Origin of the sequence: Campylobacter sp. CCS1377 (genome assembly GCF_040008265.1) — a bacterium.
In the GTDB taxonomy this organism is placed as follows: domain Bacteria; phylum Campylobacterota; class Campylobacteria; order Campylobacterales; family Campylobacteraceae; genus Campylobacter_D.
In genome coordinates this window covers 259,289-272,073 of sequence record NZ_CP155620.1, presented here as the reverse complement: position 1 = coordinate 272,073, position 12,785 = coordinate 259,289, and the positions used below count along the sequence as shown (strand labels likewise).

15 protein-coding genes are annotated in these 12,785 nt (G+C 29.8%); 1 reads left to right on the top strand and 14 read right to left on the bottom strand.

All coding sequences use genetic code 11. From position 1 onward, the window contains the following. Nucleotide 1 precedes the first annotated feature (1 nt). Complete coding sequence (locus AAH949_RS01430) at nucleotides 2–364, bottom strand: RidA family protein (RefSeq protein WP_134237599.1); 363 nt, start codon at nucleotides 362–364, stop codon at nucleotides 2–4. A gap of 163 nt (nucleotides 365–527) precedes the next feature. Between AAH949_RS01430 and AAH949_RS01425 the strand changes: the two genes are divergently transcribed. Further along, nucleotides 528–1,202, top strand: coding sequence for a PAS domain-containing protein (locus tag AAH949_RS01425; protein ID WP_134237598.1), 675 nt, complete (start codon nucleotides 528–530; stop codon nucleotides 1,200–1,202). Nucleotides 1,203–1,204: 2 nt separating this feature from the next. Here AAH949_RS01425 and AAH949_RS01420 read toward each other — a convergent pair whose 3' ends face one another. The 13 genes from AAH949_RS01420 to AAH949_RS01360 form a co-directional block, all read right to left on the bottom strand. Next, the gene (locus tag AAH949_RS01420) at nucleotides 1,205–1,672 is read right to left on the bottom strand and encodes a Cj1386 family hemin-binding protein (protein WP_134237597.1); all 468 of its coding nucleotides are present in this window, start codon (nucleotides 1,670–1,672) and stop codon (nucleotides 1,205–1,207) included. Between the two features lie 59 nt (nucleotides 1,673–1,731). Further along, on the bottom strand, nucleotides 1,732–3,156 hold the full coding sequence (locus AAH949_RS01415) for a catalase (RefSeq protein ID WP_348518753.1): 1,425 nt from the start codon (nucleotides 3,154–3,156) through the stop codon (nucleotides 1,732–1,734). Nucleotides 3,157–3,363: 207 nt separating this feature from the next. After that, complete coding sequence (gene fldA / locus AAH949_RS01410; protein WP_134237595.1) at nucleotides 3,364–3,855, bottom strand: flavodoxin FldA; 492 nt, start codon at nucleotides 3,853–3,855, stop codon at nucleotides 3,364–3,366. After that, nucleotides 3,846–4,583, bottom strand: coding sequence for a hypothetical protein (locus tag AAH949_RS01405; RefSeq protein WP_348518752.1), 738 nt, complete (start codon nucleotides 4,581–4,583; stop codon nucleotides 3,846–3,848). Before AAH949_RS01405 ends, fldA begins: the two co-directional genes overlap by 10 nt. 3 nt (nucleotides 4,584–4,586) lie before the next feature. Next, nucleotides 4,587–4,904, bottom strand: coding sequence for a DUF2325 domain-containing protein (locus tag AAH949_RS01400; RefSeq protein WP_134237593.1), 318 nt, complete (start codon nucleotides 4,902–4,904; stop codon nucleotides 4,587–4,589). A gap of 142 nt (nucleotides 4,905–5,046) precedes the next feature. Beyond that, complete coding sequence (locus tag AAH949_RS01395; protein ID WP_348518751.1) at nucleotides 5,047–7,812, bottom strand: RecB-like helicase; 2,766 nt, start codon at nucleotides 7,810–7,812, stop codon at nucleotides 5,047–5,049. Further along, nucleotides 7,809–10,184 carry a PD-(D/E)XK nuclease family protein gene (locus AAH949_RS01390; RefSeq protein ID WP_348518750.1) on the bottom strand — a complete coding sequence of 792 codons (2,376 nt, stop codon included), beginning with the start codon at nucleotides 10,182–10,184 and terminating at the stop codon, nucleotides 7,809–7,811. Before AAH949_RS01390 ends, AAH949_RS01395 begins: the two co-directional genes overlap by 4 nt. Then, nucleotides 10,184–10,744 carry a FixH family protein gene (locus tag AAH949_RS01385; protein ID WP_348518749.1) on the bottom strand — a complete coding sequence of 187 codons (561 nt, stop codon included), beginning with the start codon at nucleotides 10,742–10,744 and terminating at the stop codon, nucleotides 10,184–10,186. Before AAH949_RS01385 ends, AAH949_RS01390 begins: the two co-directional genes overlap by 1 nt. Further along, nucleotides 10,737–11,330 carry a hypothetical protein gene (locus AAH949_RS01380; RefSeq protein ID WP_348518748.1) on the bottom strand — a complete coding sequence of 198 codons (594 nt, stop codon included), beginning with the start codon at nucleotides 11,328–11,330 and terminating at the stop codon, nucleotides 10,737–10,739. The genes AAH949_RS01385 and AAH949_RS01380 overlap by 8 nt, the downstream gene beginning before the upstream one ends. Continuing rightward, on the bottom strand, nucleotides 11,327–11,428 hold the full coding sequence (locus tag AAH949_RS01375) for a hypothetical protein (protein ID WP_134237588.1): 102 nt from the start codon (nucleotides 11,426–11,428) through the stop codon (nucleotides 11,327–11,329). Before AAH949_RS01375 ends, AAH949_RS01380 begins: the two co-directional genes overlap by 4 nt. Continuing rightward, the gene (locus AAH949_RS01370; RefSeq protein WP_134237587.1) at nucleotides 11,425–11,643 is read right to left on the bottom strand and encodes a DUF4006 family protein; all 219 of its coding nucleotides are present in this window, start codon (nucleotides 11,641–11,643) and stop codon (nucleotides 11,425–11,427) included. Before AAH949_RS01370 ends, AAH949_RS01375 begins: the two co-directional genes overlap by 4 nt. Then, a complete protein-coding gene (ccoP, locus tag AAH949_RS01365; protein WP_134237586.1) occupies nucleotides 11,643–12,521 on the bottom strand; it encodes a cytochrome-c oxidase, cbb3-type subunit III in 879 nt (292 codons plus the stop codon). The genes AAH949_RS01370 and ccoP overlap by 1 nt, the downstream gene beginning before the upstream one ends. Then, a complete protein-coding gene (locus AAH949_RS01360; protein WP_348518747.1) occupies nucleotides 12,521–12,784 on the bottom strand; it encodes a cytochrome c oxidase, cbb3-type, CcoQ subunit in 264 nt (87 codons plus the stop codon). The genes ccoP and AAH949_RS01360 overlap by 1 nt, the downstream gene beginning before the upstream one ends. Nucleotide 12,785 lies beyond the last annotated feature (1 nt).

Below are 12,785 nucleotides of genomic sequence, written 5' to 3'. Positions count from 1 at the left end.
CTTATCCTTTTGAGGCTATGACTTCTATTTCAATTTTTGCTCCTTTTGGTAGATCTTTTACCGCAAAAGCGCTTCTAGCAGGATAAGGAGCTTTGAAAAACTCGGCATAGACTTCATTAAAAGCTAAAAAGTCAGAAATTTCAGCTAAAAAACAAGTCGTTTTAACAACTTTATCGTAAGAAATTCCATTCTCTTCTAAAATAGCACCAATATTTTTTAAAGATTGTCTAGTTTGTTCTTTGATATCCAAACTTTCAATCTCACCTGATGTAGGGTTTATAGGTAACTGTCCCGAAATAAAAAGCATACCATTTGCTTCTCTATAGGCCGAGTAAGGACCGATAGCCTTTGGATAATTTGTCATTTTGTCTCCTCTATAAATAAAATTACAATAAAATATTATCAATTTAATAATAACTTGTCAATATTTTTTTATTACAATAATAAAATATTATTTATTAAGAATATTTTTAAAAATTTAAAGTTAGAATAAAATCTTAATTTCAATCTAAACTTTGGGGTATGTTATGGATGAAAAGCAAAAAGAACAATTTATCAAACTTACAAATTTTTTAGGACAAGTTTTAGGCAAACAATATGAAATAGTTTTTCATGTAATTGACGAAGAAGGTGCTTATATCGCAGCCATTGCCAATAATCATATCAGCGGTAGAACTTTAAAATCTCCACTAAGTGCTTTTGCAAGCGAACTTATACAAAATAAAGCTTATTTAAAGGAAGATTTTTTATATGACTATAAGGCTTTAATTGGAAAGTCAAAACTTGTTAGAGGTTCAACTTTTTTTATAAAAAATACCGATAAACTTGTGGGAATTTTATGTATAAATCACGATACTAGTGCGATAAGAGATGCAGTTTGTAAAATCATAGACATAGAAAAATTAGATGATATGAGTGAAATTTTAAATCCAAACAAAGAAAATAATGAAAACAATATTGAAATAAATGATTTGGGAAATATAGAAACTTTAAGTCATTCCATAGAAGAAATTTTAGCCCAAAGTATTGATATGAATTATTTAAACGCTAATTATCAATTAAGTATTAGCCAAAAAGAAGAGATAGCAAAAACCTTATACGAAAAAGGTATCTTTAACATTAAAGGTTCTGTACCCATAGTAGCTAAACTCTTAAAAATTTCAGAGCCTAGCGTTTACAGGTATTTAAAAAAATTTAAATAAAATCATTTTTTAAATAACTGCAAAATTTTTAACGAAATCTTTTTTGCTAAACTTTTTTTGGAATTTTTACTTAAAAACTCTGCTACATCTTTACGGCCAAACATAATAGCAAAAGTATAAGGCGTCATCCCTAAACCATTATTTTCATCAATATTTGCTCCATATTTCACCAAAAGCTCACACATAGGCAAATAACCTTTAAAACAAACCCCTGCAAGCGGAGTTTGACCGCGATCATTTTTCTCATCAACTTTTGCACCTTTTTCTAAAAGCATTTTAGCACACTCATAAGAATTATTATAAGCGGCAAGCATTAATAAAGTATCACCTTTGTGTGTTTTTAAATTAACATTAAGTCCTGCTTCTATCATGGTTTTTAGGTTTTCGCATTCATCATTTCTAGCAAAATTAAAAGCCATTTTGCAAAGCTCGGCAAATCTTTTTTCTTCTTCTAAACTCAAAGTCATCATCACTTTTCCTTAAATATTTATAATCTTTAGTTTGCCACTTTTAAAGTGGCAAGTAAAAATTATTTTCCTAAAGCTTTTTTTACTCCATTTGCATAATCACTTGAAATTTTTTCAAAATGATTTAAAGCTCTAGTGATAATTTTTTCATCTACTCCTTTCATAGAGGCAGCGATATTGTTAAAAAGTTGTGCTTTTTGACTATCATTCATAATGTTAAATAAAGCCCTTGGTTGAGTATAAAAATCATCATCTAGTGGGGCAAATCTTTGTGCAACATTATCTATGGCAAGATCGGGCTCAAGATAGCTTTTATCTTCTTTTGGACTATAATCATAACTATTTGGCTCATAATAAGCTGCTTCATTTTTATAAGTGTCAAAATTCATAGCACCCGCTACATTATAAGTATTTACTTCGCTTTTAGCACGATTTACAGGAAGTAAATGGTAATTTGTTCCTATGCGATATCTGTGCGCATCAGGGTATGAAAAAATTCTAGCTTGAAGCATTTTATCAGGACTAAAACTAATACCTGGAACTATATTGCTAGGGCTAAAAGCTGCTTGTTCAACTTCATTGAAGTAATTTTGCGGATTTTTATTTAAAACCATTTCACCAACATCCATTAAAGGCACGATAGAGTGTGGCCAAATTTTAGTTAAATCAAAAGGATTAAATCCAAGTTTTTCTGTGTCATTTTCGGCTAAAATTTGCACTTGTACTTTCCATTTTGGAAAATCTTTATTTTCAATAGCTTCATAAAGATCTCTTTGGTGACTTTCTCTATCATCTGCGATGATTTTTGCTGCTTCTTCATTAGTGAGATTTTTAATACCTTGCATAGTTTTAAAATGAAATTTTACCCAAAATCTTTCATTTTTATCGTTGATGAAGCTATAAGTATGGCTTCCAAAGCCGTGCATATGACGATATGACGCAGGAATTCCTCTATCGCTCATAAGTATGGTTACTTGGTGTAAGCTTTCAGGGCAAAGTGTCCAAAAGTCCCAAGCAGCATTATTGCTTCTTAGATGAGTTCTAGGATCTCTTTTTTGAGTGTGAATAAAATCAGGGAATTTGTAAGCATCACGGATGAAAAAAGTCGGGGTATTGTTTCCCACTAAGTCCCAATTTCCTTCTTTGGTGTAAAATTTAATTGCAAAACCTCTTACATCGCGTTCTGCATCAGCTGCACCTGCTTCACCTGCAACGGTTGAAAAACGCAAGAAAAGTGGAGTAACCTCACCTTTTTGAAAAATTTTAGCCTTAGTATAAGCACTTAAATCTGCAGTGATTTTTATCTCACCATAAGCTCCACTTCCTTTTGCATGAACAGTTCTTTCTGGAATTCTTTCTCTATTTTGATGAGCAAGTTTTTCAAGCAAAATATAATCTTGCATAAGTAATGGTCCCTTAGCACCTGCACTTAATGAATTTTGATTGTCAGCAATAATATTGCCAAAATCATTAGTTAGTTTTTTCATTGTCTTCTCCTAAATAATAAATTTTATTAATTGATAAATTATATTATTTTAAAAATAAAAATAACATTAAATAATAAAATTTATTATTTAATAAATACAAAATATTTTTGCAGATAACTAAACATAAACTAGAATTAAAAAATAATTTTTAAAAAAGCAGGAAAAGGATAAAAAGAGTAATGCTAGAAAAATTTCTAGCATTAAAAATTAAGAAAAATGAGGTTTAATTTGTGCTATCCAAGCATCAATTCTTGACTCAGTTTGATCTTCTTGGTTGTCATTATCCAGCGCTAAACCTACAAATTTACCATCAACAACGGCATCACTTGCTTCAAAATTATAACCATCAGTCGAAATCTCACCTACTAAATTTGCTCCAGCATCTTTTAAATTTTGTGCAAGTTTTCCCATACCACCGCAATAAGTATCAGAGTAACTTTCACTATCTCCCATGCCAAATACAGCTACTGTTTTACCTGAAAGCGAAAGTCCTGAAAAATCAAAACCATCCCAATCATCTTGCAAATCGCCACTTCCCCAAGTTGAAGTTCCGCAAATCAACTTATCATAAGAATTGATTTTTGCTGCATCTACATCACTAACATTCAATACATCACTAATCCCTAGTTTTTCAGCGATTGTATTTGCCGCACCTTCAGTATTTCCCATTGAACTACCATAAATAACTGCTACTGACATTGTTTTATTTCTCCTTTTAATTTATTTGTAATTGAATACGGAACTAATTTTAGCATAGTTTTGTTTTTTTCGGATAAAAAATGTTTGATTTCTATGTGTCTTTTGAAATTTTTATTCTTAGGAAAAATAATATAAAACCTTGAAAATTCTTGGTTTTGTATCATTTTTAATGCTTGATTGACTTCTAAAGCAAAATTTGACTTTTGATTTATATCGCAATTCTTCGCATAAATTAACACAGCAAAATGTCCATCAATAAGCAAAAAATTATCTTTTAATTCTAATTGTCTTTTTGGATTTTGTTTAGCAATTTTTTCATACACATAATTGATAAAAAATTCCCTTGCATTAAAAATCAATTCCTCATTTTGATAAAGCATTTGTATCATTCTTGCTACTGGCATTTTTGGTGTAAAAAAAACATTTTTGAGTACTGAAAAATCCTTGTATTTATACGCTTTGATCCATAAATGAGAAAAAATACAAAATTTTTTCAAAGGACTTTTGTGCTTAGCCTTTAAAAATGAAAATTTTAAAATATCTTGAATTCTTTTTTCAAAAATCATTCTAAAATTTCTAGCATTTTTTGCATAAGCTATAGGAATCACAAGTTTTTCATCAACAAAAGCATTGTACTGATGTAAAAAAGTTAAATTTAAATCCTCCCTAGTCAAATCCTTAAAAACATCAGGAATAAATTCTTGTTTAAAATTAAAACCAAATGGCATCGTTTAATCCTTATTTTTGCAAGAAAAATTTTGATCAAGATTAAAAACTTTGCAATACTCACAATACACACAACTCACACTTCTTTTCGCGCAAACCAAAGGAATATTTCTTTTTTTAGCCTCGCCTTTAATTTTTTTCATCGTATTGTGGTTTAAAAAACTTGTCAGCATAACAATACATTTTGTATCTTGAGGAATAGGTTTTTTATTAACTCTGTTTTCATTTCTAGCATCCCAGTGTTCGATTTTTTTAGCCCCCAAATCATATAAAACCGCCTTAATAGGCGTTATTTCATCAGCACCTATAACCAAAACAGACATTTTGCTCTCCTTTTATATAATTATTTTGAGAATTATTATTAATAATATCATAAAATATATTAATTTATTTTGAATTTTATTATCAAAATAAATTAATCGTGAGATACTGCTAAAAATAAAAAATGATTTACTTAGATTTTAATCACACTTCTTGAATTTTAATTTCATCTTCTAAACAATACACCAAAAAGGCAGAAGTCTCTTTTTTAAGAATTTCTCGCAAGGAATCTTTATAAAATTTCACTTGCTCTATATGCTTAGTTTGCATCAATAAACTTGTCTTATAATCCAACACACAAGCGCTTTTTTCATCTAAAGCCAACAAATCCACTCTTTTAATTTCACCATTAAAACTAAAATCCTGCTCTTTTAAAAGCTGTTTATTGGCAATAAGCTTGGAAAAATCATCGTTTTGCAAAAGCATTTTGATTCTTTTAAAAAGTCTCGTAAAATCCTCTTTGCTTAAAAAATGCCTAAATTTTCCTTTCGTTTTCTCACAAAGTGTTTCAAAATTTTCTCCATAAGGCAATTTAAGATTTTGCATAAAAAAATGAAAAGCATTACCAAAATAAATTTCAAAGGAATTAAGATACTGCTTATCTTCGACTTCTTGCAAACCCACTTTGACAAATTCTAATAATGCTTGTTGTTTTTCATTGGAGTTAGTATCGAGTTTTTCTTCAGCTATAATCTCACCTCTTTCCTCACAAGCCAAATTTAAATATCTATCGCTGCTAAAATAACTTAGATAACTTCCATTAACCAAAGCTTCATTTCTTTTGATGATAATCAAAGATTTTTTAGCCCTAGTCATAGCCACATAAAGTTTATTAATTTCATCTTCTAGCTCGGCTTTTTGTATGGACTCTAAAAAAGCATTATATTTTTCATCTTGAGTGTTTTTGCGAATTTTATCCCTAATCTTAAGCTCCCAACCCATTGAAATATCATACTCTAACAAAATTTTATCTGTATTATTTTGCGGCTTTGAAAGACTATCAAGTAAAATCACATGATCAAATTCTAAACCCTTGGACTTATGCACACTCATAATGCTAATACCCCAATTTTGCTCATTAAGAATTTTTAAATTACAAGGCTCAAACAAAAGTTCTAAAAAATTATTTTTACTTCCGGCGTATTCGATAAATTGTATCAAAGCAATATCGCTTAGATTTAATTTTAATTTTTTTGCCAAATAAAGCACATTTTTCATAGCGCTTTTACTTAAATCAAGCTCTAATCTTGGAAATTCTTCACCTAACAACTCCTTTAAAAATACGCCATAAAATTCATCCCCAAAAATGCAAAATTTAGCATATTCTAGCACTGCCTTTACGCTGGCTTTATTTTCTAGCAAAACATTACTTTGCGTAAAAGCAGAAATTCCATTTTGATGTAAAAATTCCAAAACAAGATCCGCATCATCATTCTTCCAACACAAAATGCAAATTTTTTCTAAAGCGATATTCTTACTTTGCAAAAAGCGAATTTGCCCTAAAAGTGTTTCTAAGGTTTTTTCTTTGATTTCTCTTGATTGTTCCTCTTTAGGTTTCTTTTCTTCATTTGACTGGATAACACGCACAAAACCACCTTTTTTGCTCTCATCATTAGGGGTTTTTTGAGCTATATAGTTTTGAAATTTATTTTCAAAAATTTCATTAACAAAATCAACCAAAATCTTTTGTGAGCGATAATTTGTGTCCAAATTTTCTTTTTGAATTTGCACAAAATCTTTTTGCAAAAGATCAAAAAGCTCTTTTTTACCTTTGCGAAAACGATAAATACTTTGTTTTTTATCACCCACATAGAAAAAACTTCTATTCTTTTTCACGCCTTCACCAGAAACTAATTCTGAGATAATAGGAAGTAAAATTTGATATTGTATCACACTTGTATCTTGAAATTCATCGATTAAAAGATGGGAAATATTGCCGTCAAGTCTAAAATATATCATATCCTTTAAATCGCTTTGCATCAAATCAAGCACTTTTTTACTGACATCACTAAAACTTAAAATATTTTTATTTTTATGGATAATATTTTTAGCCTCACCAAAATGCTCTAATAAATTCATCAATTTAGCGATTTTAAATTCTTCAAGCTCGTTAGCATAAACATTTAAAATTTTTAAGAACTCATCTCTTTTTTTAGAAAAAATTGCATCTTCATTATACAGATCTCGCAAATATTTTGTGCTTTCAAATTTAGACATAAAAGGTTTTTCTAAAAACTCGTTCAGTTCAAGCTCTTCATTGTCAAAATTAGCACTTAAATTCTTATGATTTAAACCTAAAGCATAAGATCTAAGATCTCTATAGGCTTCATTAAGTTTTGTTTTATCACAAAAGCTAATTTTTAGATTATCTTTAAAATAAGCATTCTCATAAAGCCTTTCAAGCTCTTTAAAAAAGGCTTCTTTTTCATCAAATTCACAAATATAATAAGCCAAGTCCCTAAGCTCTTTCGTGCTTAAAATTTTTAAAAATACTGCCTTAACATCAAGCTCTTCTTCGCTGATCTCAAAATCACTCATAAGCCCCAAATTTAAAGAAAAACTCCTTAAAATTCGACTAAAAAACGCATCAAAAGTTGAAATTTTTAAATTTTGCCTTAAAAAATCTTGCTTCTTTTGATCCCTTAAAGCAATAAGCTCGTCTTTAGAAAAGTCTAAAAGCTCACAAAGAGCTTTGCATTCTGCATTTTTACTGTCTTGCTCTAAATACAAAAAAGTATCAATAACGCGTTTTTGCATTTCATTGGCTGCTTTTTTTGTGAAGGTTAATGCTAAAATTTCATTGATTTTTGCACCCTGTAAAATCAAAGCCACAAAACGCACACTCAAAGCAAAAGTTTTTCCACTTCCAGCACTGGCTTCTAAGGCTAAAAAAGGCTTAAATTTACTCATTTTAACTCCTTTTTATAAAGAAGCTTATAAGGACAATACTCATCTTTTGTATTTTCAAATTCTATCTCTTCTTTACTTTGCAAAACAAGCTCTTCAAGTAATTCTTCAAGCTCCAAAACATCTTTGGTGTTTTTGCCATTTTTAATTTTAAAATCATTTAAATCATAAAATTTTGCAGCACAATTCTTGCCTATCAAAAGCTTATAAAAAGCCAATTGATATGAATTATCTTCTATTTTTCCGCTTTTATAATCAAGAATCAAACGATCATTATTTAAGTTATCAATACGGTCAATAGTCCCTATTAAATCCACGCTAAAACCATTTTTTAATTTATATTTCTTAGGAGGCTTTATCTCAAATTCAGTTTTTTCTACCCTATATCCTTGCGAAAAACGCTCATTTTCTACCTTTGCAAAGCGTGCGAATTTTAATTTCAAAATTTCAACATCAAGTTCTGAAATTTTCGCAATTTTTGCTTGTTTATGCAATAAAAACATAAATTCATCTTCATCAAAAAAATTCTTATTTTGCTGATAATAGAGTTCTAAAATTTTATGTATAAAAATACCTAAATTTTTAGCACTTTTTTGCTCCTCTAAGGCACGAGGTTCTAAAAGATTTAAAATATAACGATAATAATAAGTTCTTTTTTGCTTCAAAAATAAATTCAAACGACTAAAAGATAAAGGGGTGGCAAAAATATTATGCCTTAAAATAGGTGCCTTAAGAGGCTCTAAATTGGGTTTTTTTTCTTCATAATCTAATTTTAAAGCATCTAAATAAGCTTGGGGACTGATTTTATTATCCTCTTCAAATTCAAAATCCAGCTCGTCTAAAAAACGCGATTTGCAACTTTGCTCATTTTCCACATAAGAAATGCTAACTTTTTTCGCTCTTGTCATCAAACTTTCATAATAAAATCTTTGTAAATTTTCTCTTCTTTCATAACTTATAAGTCCTGCTTGTTTGCGAATATCATTGTTTAAAAAAAGCTCATTAATACTTCTTTTGGGAATAATATCATCATTAAAATCAACCATTATTACCCCATCAAAACTAAGCCCCCTACTTTCCAAAAGCCCCATAACAGTAACTTTCCCGCCACCAATATCGCTTAAAGTGAGTGAAGAAATTTGTATAAAAAAAAGCTCTAAAAGCTCTTTTAGTGTTAAAGTTTGATTTTTTAGCAAATCCTTAATAAAATAAAGCTCCTTTTCAATCAAAACAATCAGTTCTTTTTTTTCATTCAACAAAAATACTTTTACAAGATCTTCAAAAAAATCCACTTCACACTTTTCATTAAAGCGCGCCTTAAAAGTATTAAAATCAAGTTTAAAATAATGCAAAAGCGTATTATGATAGTCAAAAACACTCTCTTTATTTTCAAAATAATCAAGGCTTTCATTAAATTCAAAAGACTCCAAATTTGCACTATCATAAAGCGCTTTTAATTTCTGATAAAAAAAGCTTTCTTTAATGCTAATTCCACTTGCAAAATTCAAAACATTGTTCTTATCCCAAAGCCTTAAAGTATTGCAAAAACATTCATCTGGAGTAATAACAACTATATTTTCAGGTTTTAAACCCGCACGAATGAAATTTGAAATTTCATCCATAACAAAAGAAACTTGCAAGGTTCTTATTTCAAAAGCTCGAAGTTTAACACTTATCTTCGTTTGTGGAATTTTTTCTTGTTTTACAATAGTATGAGTTTTAATATTAAATTCATAATAACAATTTTCATTTAAAGATAATTTTCTTAAAAAATCAAGGTTCGAAAGATATTCTAAATTAAAAGCACTCGTTCTAAAGCATAAAATAAAATCTTTATATTGCGAAATTTGCACAAACAACTCTTCTTCAAAACGACTCAAAAAACCTTGTAAATCATATTTAATACTTTCATATTCATCCAAAAAATCTAAATTTAAACTATAGTTTTTTACCAAAGAAAGCTCATCATGCAAATTTGCCCTATCAAGCAAAGAAAGATAATTTTGAAAAACCTCTTCTAAAATATCCAAATGTTCATTATAAGCAGCATAATAGTCATTATTTTTAAGATCGCAAATACTTCTTTTTTCTAAAGCCAATTCTTTAAAAAAAGAAAAAAGATATTCGTTATTTTTCAAAAAAGCAAAAAATTCAGTCGAAATTCCCAACTTACTTTCCAAATCCTTACTTTTCTTGCAAGCTTCTTGCATCAAAAGCAAAGTCTCATAAGAACTCGCTTTATGAGTATTAAGCAAACAAACTCTATCCAAAAAATCACTGATATGAAGCACAGGATCGAGCAAAGAATTGGCATTTTTATTTTGCCTATAATACTCTTTAATTTGTCTTGTAGAACTAAAAATATTAAGCTTCATTAACGAACAAAAATTTCATAAGTATAAAAACCTACAGCCTGAGTATTTATCCCATCATCTTTATCTGCAATGATTTTAAGCTGAAGTTGCCATCTGCCTTTTTCAAGTCTAGGCAAAACCACATTTATAAAATGTTCTTTGACATTTGAATTTATACCTGTATTTTGCAAAATTTCAAGTCCCAATTTCGCATCTTGCTCATTAGTATGCGGACGCGTTAGCAAAAGCTCTGCGCTAAATTCCGATGATATATTTTCAATTTTATCTTTAAGCACAAAACGCAAGGTATTTTGATCTTGATTTAAATCATAAACTACGCGTCCCTTTTTATCTTTACTTGAATTTAAATCCAAACTCACGCTAAAAAATTTCTCAAAAATTTCCTGTTTAGCTCTAATTTCATTGATATTTTCATCCACTTCTTGATAAGTTTGAAAATAAACTTTATCTTCATAAACAGGATACTGACTAGCAAAAACAATAGTAGCAATACAAGCAAGAACTATTGCAAAAAGCGAAAGCAAGATTCCATAAGGCCAAAAAGTTTTCTTTTTAGACATTCTTTTTTCTCCTCATTTTTTTCTGAATGTATAGTAAAGCCATAATACAGATAAAGCCGTAAATTCCAATTCTTAAGACATTTAAAGTATCTCTATTTGCATTGCCTATAGAATGAACGAGTTTAATATTAAAATAACTTGCCACCTGATCAACAATATCAGAATAACCATTCAAAACCGCAGCATTAAATTGATCTTTTGCCTTATTTGATGAAAGTAAAGGAAGTATAGAACCACTCCATGGATAAGGACTTAAAACCTTTTCTTTATCAAAAAACACTAAAGCTTCTTTAGTAGCTATAATATCAAGTTGATGAGATTTTTTAGAAAGAACTAGCAAAATAAAAGGACTTGGGAGTTTATCTTTAAATTTAAGCAATTCGTTAAAATCAGTCTTATCACTAATTGCAGCAGCTACAAATACCCCTGTTTTTTCATAGAGCTCATTTCCCATTAAATTAAGCTCATTCACAACTTTATCATTTAAAACATTTTCATTAAAAACAACATGAGAATTGCCTTGCGCTAATAAAGAATTTATAAAGAAAAAAGCAGCTAAAAAGCCGCTTTGTATTAAGAATTTCATCCTATATTAAGATGATTTGCAGTTAAAACAGACCAAGCAGTTACAGCAGCTGCAACAATCAAACCTATAACAATTAAATATTCTAAAGCTTTGCTCATTGTCCATCCTTTACTATCATATGTTTATTGGCATCAGCACCTTTCATAGGAACACTTTGAGGATTATTTAAAGTATAAGGTTTTTGCATTACATCTTGCTGTGCTTTAATACCCCAAATCGTAAGTCCTACCAAAATAGCAAGCAGCAAAACCGTAGCAATTAACATTCCTGTTACGCCCGAAAGTGAAAATACATTTCTATTCATATTTTCCATTACTCACCCCTTGAAAGAGAAATCACATATTCGCCAACAGCTTGTTTTTGAATATCATTTAAAATTCCGCTATTAAACATAGGCATCACACCAATAGCACCGCTTTTACCCCTATTTAAAACTTCTACCACAAATTCAGATTGTCCATACTTGGTAAGATCGGGTGCTAAAACTTCTCCACCTACTATTCCGGTCCCATCTTCACCATGACAAGCAACACAAGTAGCAAAAACCTCTTTGCCGCGAGCTACTAAATCTTCATTTGCTGTTTTTTTAATCGCTGAAATTTCCTTTGCAACATAAGCAGCAACCGCTGGAATATCTTCTTCCGCAACACCAAGTTCAACTGCTGGAGCCATCTCACCCATAAGATAATTCATACCCTTAGAACCTTTTTTCAAAACATCAATAAGCCCTTCTTCAGAACCCCACATAGTAAGATTTTGTGCTTTTCCATTAATCCCATCAGCAGTGATTCCATGGCATTGAGAACATTGGACTAAAAAGATATTTTCACCCATAGCAACTTTATCTTCAGCAGAAAGATTTTTGAATTTTTCTTCAAATTTAACCGTATGAGCCATTACCTCTTCATTGTATTCACCTATTCTCGAATAACCATTTAAAGGATACCCCCAAAGAAAATACCAAATAGCCCAAACAATAGTAAGGAAAAACACAACAGCCCAACCTGTAGGAATAGCATTTTTATACTCACCTATACCATCCCAACTATGCTCACTAAGCTCCGCATCACCTCTTTTTTCTTTCATTTGTTTAAACATTCTACCCACAATTACAAGTGTGATTAAAATGATAAGAATAGCTCCAATTAAAGATAAGAGATTGATATTATCTTCTAAATTTAACCATTGCATCAAATACTCCTTTTATTTTCTAAAATGCTATCATCAATATCATCTTTTAAGGCAAGATTAGCGTATTTTTCGTAATTTCTCTCACCTTTTTTTTCTGCTCTATAAAGATGATACCAATAAGCATATAAAACAACTACCAAAAAAACAACAAAAGCAAAAAAACCATAACCTTGGAAAAGTTCCCATTCTTGTTTTGTAATGGCATCAAAATTTAGCGTGATGATATCTTTAATCACGCCAAATACTATTTCTAAATCTTCCATA